The sequence below is a fragment of the Hymenobacter cheonanensis genome, from assembly GCF_030581075.1.
Classification (GTDB): Bacteria; Bacteroidota; Bacteroidia; order Cytophagales; family Hymenobacteraceae; genus Hymenobacter.
The window spans coordinates 1-16,606 of sequence record NZ_JAUQSW010000007.1 but is presented as its reverse complement, the minus strand read 5'-3'; the positions used below and the strand labels follow the sequence as shown (position 1 = coordinate 16,606).

Genomic DNA, 16,606 nt, shown 5'->3' with positions numbered 1-16,606 from the left:
ACTTGCCCACTATTTCTCAACCGTATTTTCTTTTTGTATTTATGAATCGCTTTTACCTGGCTGCGGCCCTTGTTTTTGTCGCCTTTGTGGGCCGGGCGCAGGCCCCCACCACGGGCGGGCCCACGCCCACCGACCCCAATGCCAACCCGACTGAAGTGCCCATTGATGGCGGCGCCTCGCTCTTGCTAGCCTCGGGCGTGGCCTATGGCCTGCGACGCCTGCGCCAACGCCGGGCCAGCTAGCCCCCGAGGCTACTAGCCCTCTCTACGGCGCCCAACTGCTTGCCGAGCGGTTGGGCGCCGTTTTTTATGCCCATTGGGGCGGCCGGGCCGGCCAGGGGGCGCATGAGCCCCAGCCACCCCGTTCTAGCCCTGCCGGTTACCTTTGCGCCTCGTTTCTTTCAGCTCGCCCCTCGTTTTTCCCGCTTATGTCGAACGCCTTTTTCCGAGTTCCCACCCCCCTTAATGAGCCTGTGAAAGGCTACGCGCCCGGCTCGCCCGAGCGCATCGAATTGGTTAAAGAATTGAAGCGCATCAAGCAGGTTGAGCGCGACATTCCGATGCACATCGGCGGCCGGGAAGTGCGCACCGGCCGCAAGCTGCCGCTAGCCCCGCCCCACGACCATCAGCACGTGCTAGGCCACTTCCACGAGGGCGATGCCAGCCACGTAACCCAGGCCATTGAGGCGGCGCTGGCCGCCCGCACCGCCTGGGCTGGCCTGCCCTGGGAAGAGCGCGCCGCCGTGTTTCTGAAAGCGGCCGAGCTGCTGGCCGGCCCCTACCGCGCCCGCCTCAACGCGGCCACCATGCTGGGCCAGAGCAAGAATGCCTTCCAGGCCGAGATTGACGCCGCATGCGAACTCATTGACTTTCTGCGCTTCAACGTGCACTTTGCCCAGGAAATCTACCGCCAGCAGCCCGAGTCGTCGCCCGGCATGTGGAACCGCCTGGAGCACCGCCCGCTCGAAGGTTTCGTATTTGCGCTCACGCCGTTCAACTTCACATCCATCGCTGCCAACCTGCCCGTGTCGGCCGCCCTCATGGGCAACGTGACGGTGTGGAAACCCGCCTACCCGCAAATCTACTCGGCCCAGGTGCTGATGGAGTTGTTCATCGAAGCCGGCGTGCCGGCCGGTGTCATCAACCTGATTTACGTGGATGGCCCGGTGGCCGGCGACGTCATTTTCAAACACCGCGACTTTGCGGGCATTCACTTCACGGGCTCGACCAAGGTATTCCAGACCATCTGGGGTGAAATCGGGCAGAATATCCACCGCTACAAGTCGTATCCGCGCATTGTGGGCGAAACCGGCGGTAAGGACTTTATTCTCGCCCACCCCTCGGCCCACGCCAAGGCGGTGGCCACCGGCATCTCGCGCGGCGCGTTTGAGTACCAGGGCCAGAAGTGCTCGGCCGCCTCGCGCGTGTACCTGCCCTCTAACCTGGCCGATGAAATCCTGGGCTACGTGAAGCAGGACGTGGAGTCGATGAAAATGGGTGATGTCGAAGACTTTACCAACTTCATCAACGCCGTGATTACCGAAGCCAGCTTCGACAAGCTCGCCAAGTATATTGACGAAGCCAAAGCTAGCCCCGACGCCGAAATTGTAGTCGGCGGCAGCTACGATAAGTCGAAAGGCTACTTCGTGCAGCCCACCGTCATCCGGGCCAAAGACCCGAAATACACCACCATGTGCGAGGAACTCTTCGGCCCCGTCGTGACGGTGTATGTGTACGACGAAAACGAGTTTGAGCAGGTACTGGAGTTGGTAGACAGCACCTCGCCCTATGCCCTCACCGGCGCCATTTTCTCGCAGGACCGCTACGCTATTGACCTGGCCAGCAAGAAGCTGGTGAACGCGGCCGGCAACTTCTACATCAACGACAAGCCCACCGGCGCCGTGGTGGGCCAGCAGCCCTTCGGCGGCGCCCGCGCCTCCGGCACCAACGACAAGGCCGGCTCGCTGCTCAACTTGCAGCGCTGGGTGTCGCCGCGCGCTATTAAGGAAACGTTCAACCCGCCCGTGGAGTACCCCTATCCCTTCATGGGCGCCGCGCCCAAGGAAGATTTGAACCTGGACAAGGGCGGCTTTTAAGCAACGGGTGACCTCACCCCCCGGCCCCCTCTCCTTGGGGAGAGGGAGAGCCTGACGATTAGCTACTGCAAGCCAACGCCTGTGCCGCCGTGGCTCCTCCTCTCCCTAAGGAGAGGGGGCCGGGGGGTGAGGTAGCCCGTTAGAACAAAACCGCTAGCCCCCAACTTATACCGCTGTCAGGACCAACGGGCGGCTCCTCTAACGAGGGGCCGCCCGTTGATTTTCAGCGACTTGCTCAGGAGTTTGGAATTTTAAAAATTCCGACTCTACCTTTGTGCCATCAATTCCTCTTGCCAGAAGGATTGTTTTTATACAGAGGCGTGGAGAGACAGGCTCGACGAAACGCCGGCAACCCCTAGCTATTCGCTGGAACGGTGCCAAGTCCTGACCATATAAAAACAAGTTGCCGTGTGCTGCTCTAGTAACCTCCGCTTTACGACCACCTCGCTTGCTGCCCTACAGCATGGGTGTTGTTGTATGTGCTGCCCCTGCCGAATGCGCACGGGAGCTATGCGGAGCTGTTAGCGTTTAGCAACGCCTTTCTGGCCAGCCGGCTACCACTCCGTTCGGGTTCTTGCTGCTCCCTGGGTCTTTATGGGCCTAGCGGGAGCGCCCCCGCGTGTCGGCACCTTTTTCTCAGCGGCTTTTGAGCTGCGCAGAACCCCCTTTCATCATGGATAGTATACTTGAGGCTCAGGTCATTGACCTGCGCCAGCAACTGGCCGGGCTTTCCGCGCTGGAGATTATTCGGGCCATTGCAGAGCGCTTTCCGGGCCGCGTGTCGTTTTCGACGTCATTTGGCATGGAGGACCAGGCGCTGAGCCACCTCATTTTTGCCAATGAGCTGCCCGTGCGGGTGTTCACGCTCGACACAGGTCGCAATTTTCAGGAAACCTACTCGACCTGGAATAAGACGCTGCTCCGCTACGGCCAGCCCATCGAAGCCTTCGCGCCCCTAGCCGCCAGCGTCGAAGCTTTGGTGACTCAAAAAGGCCCTAACAGCTTCTACGAGAGCATCGAAAACCGCAAGGAGTGCTGCCACATTCGCAAGGTGGAGCCCCTGGCCAGGGCGCTGGCCGGCACCCAGATTTGGCTCACCGGCATCCGGGCCGAGCAGTCGGCCAACCGCCAGCACATGCACGCGGTGGAGTGGGACGCTGGCCATCAGCTCATCAAGGTGCACCCGCTTTTTGAATGGACCTGGGCCGACACCGTGGCCTTCACCCAGCAGCACGGCGTGCCCGTGAATCCGCTGCACCAGCAAGGTTTCGTGAGCATTGGCTGCGCGCCGTGCACGCGGGCCATTCAGCCTGGCGAGGACTTCCGCGCCGGCCGCTGGTGGTGGGAAAATACCGACGCCAAGGAGTGTGGCCTCCACACCACCGCCCACCAAGGCCTCGACCCGGTAGTGGAAAAACTACCCAGCTAGCTCTTACTTCTTACCAAACACCAATTTATTACTACCCAATGGATTACTTAGATAGACTAGAAGCCGAAGCTATTCACATTCTGCGCGAAGTAGCCGGCCAGTTTGAGCGGCCCGCGCTGTTATTCTCGGGTGGCAAAGACTCGATTGCCCTCACGCGGCTGGCCGAAAAGGCGTTTCGGCCGGGCAAGTTTCCCTTCCCGCTCGTGCACATCGACACGGGCCACAACTTCCAGGAAATAATCGATTACCGCGATAAGCTGGCCGCTTCCCTGGGCGAAAAATTGATTGTGCGCAAGGTGGAGGATACCATTCGAGAGCGCGGCCTGCGCGAGCCGGGCGGCAAGTACCCTAGCCGCAACCCCTTGCAAACCTACACGCTGCTCGATGTTATTGAGGAGTTTGAGTTTGATGCCTGCATTGGTGGGGCGCGGCGCGACGAGGAGAAGGCCCGCGCCAAGGAGCGCATTTTTTCGGTGCGTGACGACTTTGGCCAGTGGGACCCCAAGCGCCAGCGCCCCGAACTGTGGAACATCTACAACGGCCGCATTCAGAAGGGCGAAAACGTACGCGTGTTCCCCATCTCCAACTGGACCGAGCTGGACGTGTGGAATTACATCCAACGCGAAAAAATCGAGCTGCCCGAAATCTATTTCTCGCATGAGCGCCAGTGCGTGGTGCTGCCCAGCGGCCAGCTGCTAGGCCTGAGCGAGCATCTCAACCTCGACGAAACCGACGAGATAGTGAACCGCCGCGTGCGCTTCCGCACCGTGGGCGACTCGACCTGCACCGCCGCCGTGGAGAGCGACGCCGCCTCGATTGATGACATTATCCAGGACCTGTTGCTGGCCAAGGTGAGCGAGCGCGGCGCCACGCGCCTTGACGACAACCTCTCCGAAACCGGCATGGAGGACCGCAAACGCAACGGGTACTTTTAGGCTAATCAATTAATTTTTAAGACAATGGATATCCTACGCTTTATTACCTGCGGCAGCGTCGACGACGGCAAGAGCACGCTCATCGGCCGCCTGCTTTATGACAGCGACTCCGTTTCGCTCGACGTGCTGGCAACGCTCGAAAAGAAGCGCACCGCCACCAACGGTGACACGGTAGACCTGGCTTTACTGACCGACGGCCTCAAGGCCGAGCGCGAGCAAGGTATTACCATCGACGTGGCGCACAAGTACTTCACCACGCCGCGCCGCAAGTTCATCATCACCGACGCGCCGGGCCACGTGCAGTACACCCGCAACATGGTGACCGGCGCCAGCAACGCCGACCTGGCTATTGTGCTGGTTGATGCCCGCCAGGGCGTGATTGAGCAGACGCGCCGCCACACGCTGCTAGCCTCGCTGCTGGGCATCCGGCACTTTGTGCTGGCCGTGAACAAGCTGGACTTAGTAGGCTACGACGAAGTCATTTTTAATAAAATTGTGGCTGACTACCAGGACATTGCCGAGCAGCTGAAGCTGGCTAGCGTGGTGGCCATTCCGCTGAGCGCGCTGCATGGCGACAACATCGTGCGCCGCTCGAAGCACATTCCGTGGTACCACGGCCCTAGCCTGCTCGAACACCTGGAAAGCGTGCCCGTGGCCGCCGATGCCAATCCTAACGAGCCGCGCTTTCAGGTGCAATATGTCATTCGGCCCCAGACCGAGGAGCTGCCCGACTACCGGGGCTACGCCGGCCGCATCCAGAGCGGCACCTACCACGCCGGCGACAAGGTACGCATCTGGCCCTCGGGCCTCGAAACGGTACTCGAAGCCATTGAGATAAACCAGCGGGAGGTGGCCTCGGCAACGGCGCCGCAGGGCGTCATCCTGCGGCTGCGCGATGACATCGACATCAGCCGGGGCGATACCATTGTGCCCTTCAATGCCCACCCGGCCGTGGCGCGCGAGTTTGAAGCGACCCTGTGCTGGATGGACGAGCGGCCCCTGCGTGCCGGCCGCAAGCTGCTGGTGCAGCACCACTCGGCCGTGGTGAAGGCCGCTGTGACGACCATCCTCCAGAAAACCAACATCGAAACTTTCGAGAGCGTGGGCACCGACGAGGCCAAACTCAACGACATCGTGCGGGTGCGCCTCAAAACTGCCCTGCCGCTGGTGGCCGACGAGTACCGCCACAACCGCGACACCGGCGCTTTCATCCTGGTCGATGACCAAACCGGCGCCACCCTGGCCGCCGGCCTCATCACCACCACCGACCCCGAGTACTTCACCCAGGAAGTGCCGGTGGAAGCCACGTTTTCCATTTAAATCCGCTTTGCCAGCTCCCGCTTTTTCTTAGCCATGCCTACGCTTCCTATTCTTCCGCCCAGCCTCGATGAGGCTACCCTTCAGCAGCTTACGGCTAGCCTCACGCCGCAGCAGCTGGTGTGGCTGAGCGGCTATTTCTACGGCCAGGCCACGAGCGGGGCGGCGGGCGCAGTGGCTAGCCCCGCTGTAGCTGCCGAGGCCAGCGCACCAGCCACCCCAGCCGGGAAGCTGACTATCCTCTACGGTTCGCACACCGGCAACGGCAAGAAAATAGCTGAGCAGGCGGCCGAAGCCGCCACTGCCCGCGGCCTCAAGCCCGAGGTGCGCGACATGAACGACTACCCCGGCCGCCAGCTGGCGCAGGAGCAAAACCTGCTCATTATCGTGAGCACCCACGGCGAGGGCGAGCCGCCCGTTTCGGCCGAGGAGCTGCACCAGTTTATCGGCGGCCCGCGTGCGCCCAAGCTGCCCAAGCTGAAATACGCCGTGCTGGCGCTGGGCGATACGAGCTACATCCATTTCTGCCAGACGGGCAAAGACTTCGACGAGCGGCTGGCCGCGCTAGGGGCCACCCGCCTGCTCGACCGCATCGATGCCGACGTGGCTTACAAGCCGGCCGCCGTGCACTGGATAGCCGCCACGCTGGACAAACTAACGGCCGGCCAGGCGCCGGCCGCAACGCCGGCCCTAGCCGCTACGGCTGGCAGCACGGCCGCCGTAGTAGCTGAGCCGCAGCCTACTGCGCAATTTTCGGCCGAAAACCCCTGGCCGGCCAAGGTACTCGAAACCATTCAGCTCAATGGCCGGGGCTCGGACAAGGAAACGCACCACATTGAGCTTGACCTGGCCGGCTCGGGGCTGACCTACGCCCCCGGCGATGCGCTGGCCGTGCGGCCACTCAACCACAGCCCGCTGGTGGAGGAAGTGCTACGTGCCGCGCGCCTCTCCGACTCGGCCCCGGTGCTGCTTGGGGCCGAAAACCTGTCGCTGGCCGCTGCCCTGGCCAGCCGCCGCGAGCTAACGGTGCTCACCCGCGACGTGCTGGAGCGCTACGCCGCGCTAGCCCCCCACGCCGAGCTGCACGGCCTGCTGGCCGATACAAGTCGCCTCCAGCCCTACCTCTACGGCCGTGACGTGGCTGATTTGCTGCTCGACTTCCCCACCGACCAGCTCACGCCCCAGGCCCTGGCCGATACCCTGCGCCCGCTGCCCACCCGCGCCTACTCCATCGCCAGCAGCCTGCTGGCCCACCCCGATGAGGTGCACCTCACGGTGGGCGCCGTGCGCTACGAGGCCCACGGCCGCCAGAAGCAGGGCGTGTGCTCGTCGCTGCTCGCCGACCGCGTGGCGGTGGGCGACGAGGTGCGCGTGTTTGTGGAGCACAACGAGTACTTCAAGCTGCCCAAGGAGGCTGGCACCGATATCATTATGGTGGGCGCCGGCACAGGCATCGCGCCGTTCCGGGCCTTCGTGGAAGAGCGCGTGGAGCTGGGGGCTAGCGGCCGCAACTGGCTGCTTTTCGGCAACCCGCACTTTACCACCGACTTCCTCTACCAGGCCGAGTGGCAGCAGCACCTCAAGCGCGGCGGCCTGGCCAGGCTCGACGTGGCCTTCTCGCGCGACCAGGCGGAGAAAGTCTACGTGCAGGACCGCCTGCTCGAAAACAGCCGCGACGTGTTCGGCTGGCTCGAAAACGGCGCGCACTTCTACGTGTGCGGCGATAAAAACCGCCTCGGCCACGCCGTGCAAACTGCGCTAGCCCAAGTAGTGCAGAAAGAAGCCGGCCTCTCACCCGAAGACGCCACGGCTTACGTCAAAAACCTACGCAAGCAGCGCCGCTACCTCGAAGACGTGTACTAAATCGCTAGGCTCCCCCTCTCCCCAAGGAGAGGGGGCTGGGGGGTGAGGCACCCCGCCAGCACGACAAATACTCTACTCAAAACCCTTTGACTTTCACCATGATGACTATGCCTACCTGTTGTTGTCGCCTGGCCGGCTGCTGTATGCGCCCGCTTTCCCGCCAGTTTTCGCCCGCTCCGGCCGGCATTTTCTTGACTTCAACTCCGCTTTTCGATGAAAGCTTACTACCCTTCCATCATCCTTTTCCTGATTCTCTTACTGGCTAGCCTCAGCGCGGCCTTTGCCCAAACCGAGCTGCTGGCCGTGAGCGGCACCGTGCACGAGCAGGGCAGCCGACTAGCCCTACCGGGCGTGAGCGTAAGCGTCCAGGGTACCAGCACGGGCACCCAAACCGATGGCGACGGTAAGTTCGCCCTCAAGGCACGCCTGAAATATCCGTTCGTGCTCGTGTTCAATGCCTTGGGGCACGAGCCGGTGGTGCTGCCCATCAACAGCGCCAACCAGCCGCTCGACATCGTGCTGGAGCCCAAGGAAATTCTGACCAGTGAGGTGGTCGTGTCGGCCTCGCGCGTGGAGGAAAGCCGGCTCAAGTCGCCGGTTGCCATTGAAAAGCTCGACATCCGGGCCATCAAGGAAACACCGGCCCCTAGCTTCTACGACGCCCTCGAAAACGTGAAGGGCGTGCAGATGCTCACCAGCAGCCTCACCTTTAAAGTGCCGAATACCAGGGGTTTCAACATCCCCAACAACTTCCGTTTCATGCAGCTCGTGGATGGCGTGGATATGCAGGCCGCCACCCTGGGCGTGCCGCTCGGCAACGCCATCGGCCCCACGGAACTCGACATTGCCAGTGTCGAAATCACGCCCGGCGCGGCCTCGGCCCTCTACGGCATGAACGCCATCAACGGCATGGCCAACCTCACCACCAAGAGCCCCTACACCTACCAGGGCCTGAGCGTGTACCAAAAGCTGGGCGTGAACCACGTCGATGGCATCGACCGCCACCCGAGCGCCCTCACCGAAACGTCGGTGCGCTGGGCGCAGGCCCTGGGCGAGCGCTGGGCCTATAAGGTGAACCTCGATTACCTGCGCGGCACCGACTGGCTCTCGAATACCCAAACCGACCAGAACCCGCAGGGCCTTGCGACCTCCAACCCCGGCTTTCCGGAGCTGTCGGGCGCCTACAACCCGGCCGCCGACCTCTGGAACCGCTACGGCGACGACACTAACTCGTCGCTCACCGTCACGATTCCTTACCAGGGTAAAAACCAGGCCTTCACCGTAACGCGCACCGGCTACTACGAGAAGGACCTCGTGAATCCCATCGTGCGCAACATCAAGGCCGACGCCAGCCTGCACTACAAGCTCACCGATAAGCTGGAGCTAAGCTACGGCTACCGCTTCGGGCTGATGGACGGCGTGTTTCAGCGCGGCAACAAGATTCAGCTCAACGGCGTGACGGTGCAAAACCACAAGCTGGAGCTGAAGGGCAGCGACTTCGTGGTGCGCGCCTACACGCTCATCGAGAACACCGGCAACTCGTACAACCTCAATCCGCTAGCCCTCAACCTCGACCTGCAAAACGGCTCGAACGCCGTGTGGGGCGCCAAGTTCAAAACGGCGCTGCAAAACCAGCTAGCCGCCGGCGCCGCCCTGCCCCAGGCCATGGCCGCCGCCCGCCAGGCCGCCGACGCTGGCCGCGCCGAGCCCGGCACCCAGGCCTTCACTGACCTTAAAAACCAGATTACCAGCATCAACAACTGGGACAGTGGCGTGAACGTGCCGGGCGCGCCCATCCCCGGCGGTGCGGCCCTCACCCAGCACAGCCGCACCTACCACACCGAAGGCCTCTGGAATCTGGGCCAGCGTGTCAAGTTCGTGGATTTGCTGCTAGGGGCCGATGCCCGCGTGTACCAGATTATCCCCGACGGCAACAACTTCGTGGATTTCAGCCGGCCGCTGGCCGAGCGCAGCCAGCCCGGCGGCGACTACGTGTACTACAAGAAGTTCGGCGCCTTCGGCCAGGCTACCAAGCTCTTTCTAGCCGACAAGCTCAAGCTAACCGCCTCCTTGCGTGTCGATTACAACCCCGAGTTTACGGCCAAGGTCAACCCGCGCCTGGCAGCCGTGTACACCCTAGCGGAGAAGCACAATTTCCGCGCCTCGTACCAGAATGGCTGGCGCTTTCCCTCGCTGTTTGAGGCCCTGTCGTTCGTCAACAACGGCAACGTGCGCCGCGTGGGCGGCCTGGCCAGGGTCAACGAGGGCCTGAACTACCTGCAAAATTCGTACACCCGCACCAGCATCGACCAGTTCAACGCGGCCGTGAACGCCTACGTGGCCGCCAACAGCGGCAGCACCGCCGCCCAGGCCGCCGTGCTGCCCCAAAACCGCGCCCTGCTGCAAGTAGCCAACCTGCCCACCGAGCAGCCCGAGCAAATCAACGCCTTCGAGGTCGGCTACCGCAGCGTACTGCTCAACAATAAGCTAGCCATCGACGCCGACGCGTACTACAACGTGTACTCCGGCTTCCTGGGCCAGGTAGAGGTGAGCGTGCCCAAGGACGCCAACGGCAACCAGGTAGCCGTGGGCACCGATGCCGCCGCCCTCGCCGCCCTGCGTGTTAACCGCGACGCCCGCCAGGACCGATACCGCGTGTACACCAACTCGCGCCAGGACTACCACAGCTACGGCTCCACGCTGGGCCTGACTTACAATTTCTACCAGAAATTCACCCTGGCCGGCAACGTCAACTTCAACGCCCTCTCGGCCAACAGCCAAACCGATGTCTTCGTCACTGGTTTTAATACCCCCAAGTGGGCCACCAACCTCTCGTTCGGCAACCGCGAGATTGTCCGCAACTTCGGCTTTAATGTGAACTGGCGCTGGCAGGATTCCTTTTACTGGGAAAGCCCCCTGGCCAACGGCCAGGTGCCGGCCTACCAGACCATCGACGCCCAGATAAACCTGCGCGTGCCCACCCTCAAATCGACCATCAAGCTCGGCGGCACCGACTTATTCAACCGCCGCTATTTCCAGTACGCCGCCGGCCCCACCATTGGGGCGCTGTATTATGCGAGCGTCACCTTCGACGCCACGGTGCTGCACTAGGGGCGAATTATGAATTAGAAATTATGAGTTATGAATTGGCTGTTAGGTCTTTCATCGATTCTGTTTTCAATTCATAATTCACAATTCATAATTAAAAGCAAATGTCCGATACCCTAGCCACCGCGCCCAAGCTCTCCGAAGTTGAGCACGTCAAAATTGCCAGCCGCTACCTGCGCGGCACGCTCGTCGAGAGCCTGGCCAACCGCCTCACCGGCGCCCTTAACCCCGACGACACGCACCTCATCAAATTTCACGGCTCGTACCAGCAAACCGACCGCGACCTCGAAAGCGAGCGCAAGCGCCAGAAGCTGGAGCCGCTGTTCTCGTTCATGATTCGGGTGCGTGTGCCCGGCGGCGTGGCCTCGGCCCCGCAGTGGCAGCGCATGGATGCCCTAGCCGACGCCTACGGCAACGGCACCCTCAAGCTCACCACACGCCAGACCTTCCAGCTCCACGGCGTACTCAAGCGTAACCTGCCGGCCGCCATCCAGGGCTTCAACGAGGTGCAGATGGACAGCATCGCGGGCTGCGGCGACGTGAACCGCAACGTGATGTGCAACACCAACCCGCACGAATCGGCCGTGCACGGCGAGGTCGTGCGCATTGCCCAAGAAATCAGCGCCCACCTTACGCCGCGCACCACCGCCTACCGCGAAATCTGGCTCGACGGCAACTTGGTAGAAACCACCGAGGCCGTGGACGACGAGCCCATTTACGGCCACACCTATCTGCCGCGCAAGTTCAAAATCGCGCTGGCTCTGCCGCCCTACAACGACTCTGACATTTTCTCCAACGACATCGGCCTCATCGCCATCGAGGAAAATGGCCAGTTGCTCGGCTTCAACGTAGCCGTAGGCGGCGGCCTGGGCATGACGTTTGGCATGAACGAAACCTACCCCCGGCTAGCCGACCTCATCGGCTTCGTGCCCGCTGATAAGGTTATCGACGTGTGCGAGAAAATCGTAACCATCCAGCGCGACTGGGGCAACCGCGAAAACCGCAAGCTCTCGCGCCTCAAGTACACCATCGACCGCGTGGGCCTGCCCGCCTTCGTGGCCGAGCTGCACCAGCGCCTGGGCTATCCACTAGCCCCTAGCCGCCCCTACCAGTTCCATAGCTCCAGCGATGCCTTCGGCTGGACCGAAAGTCCTGGCGGCCTCGCGCAGCTCGTACTGTTTGTGGAAGGTGGCCGCGTGCTCGACCGCCCCGGCTACCGCCTTAAGTCGGCCCTACGCGAAATCAGCGGTTTCCACACCGGCGAGTTTCGCCTTACGGGCAACCAGAACCTCATTCTGGCCAATATTGAGCCCCAGCACGTGGCCCGCGTCCAGGCCATCTTAGACGAAGCCGGTGCCGCCCCCAAGGCCGACCAGCTTACTGCCCTACGGCGCGGCGCGCTGGCCTGCGTGGCTCTCAACACCTGCTCGCAAGCCTTCGCTGAGGCCGAACGCTACCTGCCGCACCTGCTCGACAAGCTCGACGCCGTCATCCGCGCCCACGGCCTGGCCGAAACCGGCATCCTCATTCGGATGACCGGCTGCCCCAACGGCTGCGCCCGCCCCTACCTCGGCGAAATTGGCCTGGTGGGTAAGGCCCTCGGCCGCTACAACCTCTACCTCGGTGCCGACCACGCCGGCGAGCGCCTCAACAAGCTCTACCGCGAAATGCTCGACGAGGACGGCATCCTGCGCGAGCTTTCCCCGCTGCTGGCCGCCTACGCCACCGACCGCCAGCCTGGCGAAGGCTTCGGCGACTTTGTAGTGCGCACCGGCATCGTAAAAGCCACGGTGCGCGGGCTGGATTTTCACAACTAAGCCTTATTTTACAAGCAATTATGGCTACTGACCTTCTCCCGGCCGCTCCCGCCGCGGTAACGGATGACGGCCGCCCCGGGCTGCTAGCCGGCCCGGGGCTACCCGTTTTCCTGGACCTGGAGCAGCGCCGGCTGCTGCTGGTGGGTGGTGGCGCCGAGGCCCTGGCGCAGCTCACCGCCGTGCTCCACAAGCACCCTCAGGCGGCGGTTACGGTAGTAGCACCTCATTTTTTACCGGCCTTGCAGGCCTTGGCCGCTCAGCATGGCCAGGTGCTATTGCGGGCGCGCCCGTTCGAGCCCGACGATTTGACCGGGCACGACCTGGTGCTCGTTGCCACCGACGATGCCGACCTGCACGGCCGCGTGCGGGCCGCCTCCTCGGCCCGCCGCCTCCACGCCGTGGCCGCGCTAGGCCCCGCCGATGAGGCAACGGCTGTTGACTACTGGCGCCGGGTGGCCACCGGCACGCTAGGGGTATTTGCCTTATTCTTGATAGTCAATATCTTATCGTATTACTTCACCTGGCAGCAGGCATGGTATGTAGTCAGTAACTCAGGCACTTTCTACACGTTCGTCGGCGTGGGCTTCGTGGCCCAGCTCATCGATGGCATGTTGGGCATGGGCTACGGCGTAGTGTCGGCCATCAGCCTGATGTCGCTGGGGCTAAGTCCGGCTTCGGTGAGCGCCAGTATTCATACGGCCGAGATGTTTGCCAGCGGCGCTTCCGGCTACAACCACTACCGCTTCGGCAACGTTAACAAGCGCTTGTTCAAGGTGTTGCTGGTGCCCGGCATCCTGGGCTCCGTGAGCGGCGCCCTGCTGCTCACGCATTTCGGCGAGCAGTACGCCAGCATTATTAAGCCGGTTCTAGCGGTCTACCTGCTCCTGCTAGGGCTGCGCATCATCAGCAAAGCCGTGCGCAAGCAAGCCCAAAAGCGCCGCAAGGTGAAGAATGCCGGCTGGCTGGCTGGTGCGGGCGGGTTTCTGGACTCATTCGGCGGCGGCGGCTGGGGCCCGCTGGTTACGAGCACCCTTATCGCCAATGGCCGCACGCCCAACTACGTTATCGGCACCGTAAGCCTGGTGGAGTTTTTTGTGACGTTTGCCAGTGCGCTCACCTTCTTTTCCCTGATGGGCTTTTCTAACTGGCAAATTGTGCTGGGTCTCATTGTCGGCGGCGTTACGGCCGCGCCGCTGGCCGCCCGGCTGGCCGGCCGCCTGCCCACCCGCTGGATGTTTATCGGCGTTGGGTCGATGGTGGTAGTATGGAGCCTCTGGGCTTTGCGTAAGGTAGACATCCCTGCCATCTGGCACTATGCCCAAACGCACTTGCCATTCGCTGCCTAGCCCGCCCCCCGGGAAGCCTTCCCCCGAAGTAAGCACCGGAAAACAAGAAACTGGGCAGAGCCGAAGGCTCTGCCACGGCCACGCTTCTTTGGGCACCCGCGCCCCGAGCAGTTTTTAGCGTAAGGCAGCTCCTTCAGCTACGCCGAAAAAGAACAGCTTCATGTCATAGTGCTCCGCTGGCCAAGCCGATACTTTTGCCCGATGCAAGCTCCTTATGCCCTAGCCCTGCTGGAAGAGGATAAGAGGAGGTTGCCATGCGGGAAACTCGGCAGGAGTATCTGGCTGCCCAGCCCGCGTTTCGGTGCGTGGCGGCAGGCGGCTCGGTCGAAAAGCTGCTGGCGCCCCTGTCAGCGAGAGAGCCCGCCCCCCCCAGCTACTGCTGCCGGACATTGGCTTACCCGGGTGCGGTCAGTGAGGGGCTCCCCCTGATTTGGGCCCGCCTACCCGAGGTGCGGGTCCTCCTGCTCGGCGTGTACGCCATGCAGGAGGACTCGCATTTTTGCCGCGTTTCAGGCCGGGGCCGGGGGCTAGCTGCTCAAGAATACACCCTAGCACATCTGAAGGAGAGGCTGCTGCAAATAGCCGCCAGTGGCTCGCCTAGGTCGCCGGGCATAGCGCGGCCTCGACAAACTGGCAGTTGTCACGCCCGCGCCCGCCGCTCGTGCCTTCGCCGCCCAGCAGCAACGGGGCTAACCGCGCCCACTGCACATCGGTCAGCATCTGTTCCATAACCTAAAGCACTACCCACTGTTAATACTTCCTATCTCCTGTTGTAGACTTGTGACGAAATTAGGGGCTTGCAACTTATCCATCGTGCCTATCCTACAATGGCATATGCACTATCATTGCCCCCATCGAGGGCTTGGAACTTAGCCAGCACGCCTATCCTAGCGATGTAAGCGACGAGAAATGGACTTTTGTCCTTTCTTGGCTGCTGCTGCGGGAAGATGCCGGGCAATGTCAGCATGCGCTGCGTAAGCTGGTTACTGCGCTACGCCGGGTCGTGCGCGCCGGCTGTTCCTGGCGCCAGCTACCCCACCACCTCCCCCCTTGGGCTGCCTGCTACCAGCAGTAGGCGCGCTGCCCCGGTCTTCGGGGCGCTGACCGCCGACCGGCGTCGGGTATTGCGGCTTTGTAGCGAGCGGCCGCGCCCAGCGCCGGTATTCTGGCCTCGCGCACCGTGCAAAGCCCGCCTGAAAGTGGTCACCGCACGGGCTATGACGGGGCGAAGCGACGCAAAGGCCGCAAAGTGTCCGTAACCGTAGCTACGCTCGGGCACCTGCCGGCAGCCGTTGTCACGCCCGCTAACGAACAAAACCGTGCGCATGATAGACGAGCGGCAGCAGTGCCAGCAGGTTAAACCAACCTATACTGACCGCGGCTCTACCAGAGACGCCCCGCACGAGGCCGCTTCCCGGCAGGGTAGCGCCTTGCAGGTCGTCAAACTGTCCCAGCCCAAGCGCAGCTTTGTGTTGCTGCCGCGCCGCTGCGTCGCAGGGCGAAGTCTGCGTTGGAGCACCCGCTACAAACGGCTGACGCGCGATTATGAGCAGCTGCTAGCCCGGAGCTTGCAATGGTTTCCCTACCTGGCCTTTGTCGGCCTCATGCTCGCCAGGGCCACCACGCTGCACCTATTTACAAACTCATGATACACTCTAATCAAATTAATAATATAATATTTATAATTATTTTTTTATTTTTACGACACTCACTATGATGTGGCCTAGCTAAGCCGGACAGAGTTGGGACGTTGTTTGCAGGTGTGTTTCGAATTGGTTTGGGGCACGGTAGCCGAGCGCCGAATGCCGCCGCTCGGCGTTGTAGCAGGCGATGGGGTGGCTGCTTTCGAGCGTGGCTTCGGGCAGGCCGGCGAAGCTGCCGCCGTCGAGTAATTCGGCTTTGAAGCGGCTCCCAAACGATTCGGCGTGCGCGTTGTCATAGCAGTTGCCCCGCCGGCTGCACCGCAGCCAGCGCGGGCCATAATGCTGGCTGTGGTACGCAAACGCTTCGCGCACCGCGCCTGGCTAGGCCGGCCCGGCCACGCGCCGCACCTGGCGCACCGGCACGTGAGCCTGGCGCTGGGCGATGTGCTGGCAGGTGCTCACCGGGTCGGCTGGCCGATAATGCGGCTACAGCATTTGCTGACCAAGGCTTTTTTTAAAATGTCAAGCTCCTGCCCCGCCCGCTTGAGGCGGGCGCGCAGGGCCCGGGCCTCCGGGTCGCGGGCCACCTGCTCACTGCCCCCTTCGGCCACGAGCTGCGCCTGCTGCCAGCGGTAGCGCAGCTTGGGGCTGATGCCCAACTGCCGGGCCGCAGCCTGGGTGCTGCAGCTTTCACTGGCCAGGCGCAGGGCCTCGGCCTTAAACGCCTCGTCGTACTTGCGCCGTTTGTCGGGCGACACCCCGCTGGTTTTGGTTGCCATGACAGAAGAAATATACATCCTGCTTCTGTCCGGCCTCCCTAGACCACCTCACCCGAAGCAGTTTCGTCGGGTGGCAACGTGTTATGACAAGCTGGATGTGCATCTTCTGGCTTTTATTCACCTGGCCGCAACCGTCCGCTGGCTGCGTGACTGCTAACACTTGCTAAGGTGTGTTATTGCCAAACAGCAAAAGCCCCGGGGGTCGCTGGTGAAAGCGACCCCCCGGGGCCCGGCATATAAAGTTGGCGGCGACCGACTCTCCCACCGGTGAAGG

12 protein-coding genes, 1 pseudogene and 1 riboswitch are annotated in these 16,606 nt (G+C 62.4%); of the genes and pseudogenes, 10 read left to right on the top strand and 3 right to left on the bottom strand.

Annotated elements, in window-relative coordinates; genetic code table 11:
* Nucleotides 1-41 precede the first annotated feature (41 nt).
* The 9 genes from Q5H89_RS14030 to Q5H89_RS13990 all read left to right on the top strand — a co-directional run bounded on the left by Q5H89_RS14030 (nucleotide 42) and on the right by Q5H89_RS13990 (nucleotide 13,910).
* Nucleotides 42-242 (top strand): PID-CTERM protein-sorting domain-containing protein, encoded by a 201-nt coding sequence (locus Q5H89_RS14030; protein WP_305019961.1) that lies wholly within the window; start codon nucleotides 42-44, stop codon nucleotides 240-242.
* A 185-nt stretch (nucleotides 243-427) separates the two neighbouring features.
* A complete protein-coding gene (gene pruA / locus Q5H89_RS14025) occupies nucleotides 428-2,095 on the top strand; it encodes an L-glutamate gamma-semialdehyde dehydrogenase (RefSeq protein ID WP_305019960.1) in 1,668 nt (555 codons plus the stop codon).
* Nucleotides 2,096-2,400: 305 nt separating this feature from the next.
* Nucleotides 2,401-2,494: riboswitch (SAM riboswitch) on the top strand.
* Nucleotides 2,495-2,768: 274 nt separating this feature from the next.
* A complete protein-coding gene (locus Q5H89_RS14020) occupies nucleotides 2,769-3,524 on the top strand; it encodes a phosphoadenylyl-sulfate reductase (RefSeq protein WP_305019959.1) in 756 nt (251 codons plus the stop codon).
* 38 nt (nucleotides 3,525-3,562) lie between these two features.
* On the top strand, nucleotides 3,563-4,459 hold the full coding sequence (cysD, locus tag Q5H89_RS14015) for a sulfate adenylyltransferase subunit CysD (RefSeq protein WP_305019958.1): 897 nt from the start codon (nucleotides 3,563-3,565) through the stop codon (nucleotides 4,457-4,459).
* A gap of 24 nt (nucleotides 4,460-4,483) precedes the next feature.
* On the top strand, nucleotides 4,484-5,779 hold the full coding sequence (locus Q5H89_RS14010) for a sulfate adenylyltransferase subunit 1 (RefSeq protein ID WP_305019957.1): 1,296 nt from the start codon (nucleotides 4,484-4,486) through the stop codon (nucleotides 5,777-5,779).
* A 33-nt stretch (nucleotides 5,780-5,812) separates the two neighbouring features.
* A complete protein-coding gene (locus tag Q5H89_RS14005) occupies nucleotides 5,813-7,639 on the top strand; it encodes an assimilatory sulfite reductase (NADPH) flavoprotein subunit (RefSeq protein ID WP_305019956.1) in 1,827 nt (608 codons plus the stop codon).
* 213 nt (nucleotides 7,640-7,852) lie between these two features.
* Nucleotides 7,853-10,750 carry a TonB-dependent receptor gene (locus Q5H89_RS14000; RefSeq protein ID WP_305019955.1) on the top strand — a complete coding sequence of 966 codons (2,898 nt, stop codon included), beginning with the start codon at nucleotides 7,853-7,855 and terminating at the stop codon, nucleotides 10,748-10,750.
* A 101-nt stretch (nucleotides 10,751-10,851) separates the two neighbouring features.
* Nucleotides 10,852-12,564, top strand: a complete 1,713-nt coding sequence (locus tag Q5H89_RS13995) for an NADPH-dependent assimilatory sulfite reductase hemoprotein subunit (RefSeq protein ID WP_305019954.1) — start codon at nucleotides 10,852-10,854, stop codon at nucleotides 12,562-12,564.
* A 20-nt stretch (nucleotides 12,565-12,584) separates the two neighbouring features.
* The gene (locus tag Q5H89_RS13990) at nucleotides 12,585-13,910 is read left to right on the top strand and encodes a TSUP family transporter (protein ID WP_305019953.1); all 1,326 of its coding nucleotides are present in this window, start codon (nucleotides 12,585-12,587) and stop codon (nucleotides 13,908-13,910) included.
* Between the two features lie 597 nt (nucleotides 13,911-14,507).
* Here the strand turns inward: Q5H89_RS13990 and Q5H89_RS13985 are convergent.
* The gene (locus Q5H89_RS13985) at nucleotides 14,508-14,639 is read right to left on the bottom strand and encodes a hypothetical protein (RefSeq protein WP_305019952.1); all 132 of its coding nucleotides are present in this window, start codon (nucleotides 14,637-14,639) and stop codon (nucleotides 14,508-14,510) included.
* Between the two features lie 133 nt (nucleotides 14,640-14,772).
* Between Q5H89_RS13985 and Q5H89_RS23280 the strand changes: the two are divergent.
* Nucleotides 14,773-15,559 (top strand): annotated as a pseudogene (locus tag Q5H89_RS23280) (transposase).
* 78 nt (nucleotides 15,560-15,637) lie between these two features.
* On the opposite strand, the gene Q5H89_RS13980 reads toward Q5H89_RS23280, so the two are convergent.
* Nucleotides 15,638-15,925 (bottom strand): integrase core domain-containing protein, encoded by a 288-nt coding sequence (locus Q5H89_RS13980; RefSeq protein ID WP_305019951.1) that lies wholly within the window; start codon nucleotides 15,923-15,925, stop codon nucleotides 15,638-15,640.
* A gap of 86 nt (nucleotides 15,926-16,011) precedes the next feature.
* Nucleotides 16,012-16,332, bottom strand: coding sequence for a transposase (locus tag Q5H89_RS13975; protein ID WP_305019950.1), 321 nt, complete (start codon nucleotides 16,330-16,332; stop codon nucleotides 16,012-16,014).
* Between the last annotated feature and the right edge of the window lie 274 nt (nucleotides 16,333-16,606).

Coding starts and splice junctions, on each gene's coding strand:
- Q5H89_RS14030 (WP_305019961.1), top strand. CDS start 42: ATGAATCGCTTTTACCTGGCTGCGGCCCTTGTTTTTGTCGCCTTTGTG.
- Q5H89_RS13975 (WP_305019950.1), bottom strand. CDS start 16,332: ATGGCAACCAAAACCAGCGGGGTGTCGCCCGACAAACGGCGCAAGTAC.
- Q5H89_RS14000 (WP_305019955.1), top strand. CDS start 7,853: ATGAAAGCTTACTACCCTTCCATCATCCTTTTCCTGATTCTCTTACTG.
- Q5H89_RS14010 (WP_305019957.1), top strand. CDS start 4,484: ATGGATATCCTACGCTTTATTACCTGCGGCAGCGTCGACGACGGCAAG.
- Q5H89_RS13990 (WP_305019953.1), top strand. CDS start 12,585: ATGGCTACTGACCTTCTCCCGGCCGCTCCCGCCGCGGTAACGGATGAC.
- Q5H89_RS13985 (WP_305019952.1), bottom strand. CDS start 14,639: ATGGAACAGATGCTGACCGATGTGCAGTGGGCGCGGTTAGCCCCGTTG.
- cysD (WP_305019958.1), top strand. CDS start 3,563: ATGGATTACTTAGATAGACTAGAAGCCGAAGCTATTCACATTCTGCGC.
- Q5H89_RS14005 (WP_305019956.1), top strand. CDS start 5,813: ATGCCTACGCTTCCTATTCTTCCGCCCAGCCTCGATGAGGCTACCCTT.
- Q5H89_RS14020 (WP_305019959.1), top strand. CDS start 2,769: ATGGATAGTATACTTGAGGCTCAGGTCATTGACCTGCGCCAGCAACTG.
- Q5H89_RS13995 (WP_305019954.1), top strand. CDS start 10,852: ATGTCCGATACCCTAGCCACCGCGCCCAAGCTCTCCGAAGTTGAGCAC.
- pruA (WP_305019960.1), top strand. CDS start 428: ATGTCGAACGCCTTTTTCCGAGTTCCCACCCCCCTTAATGAGCCTGTG.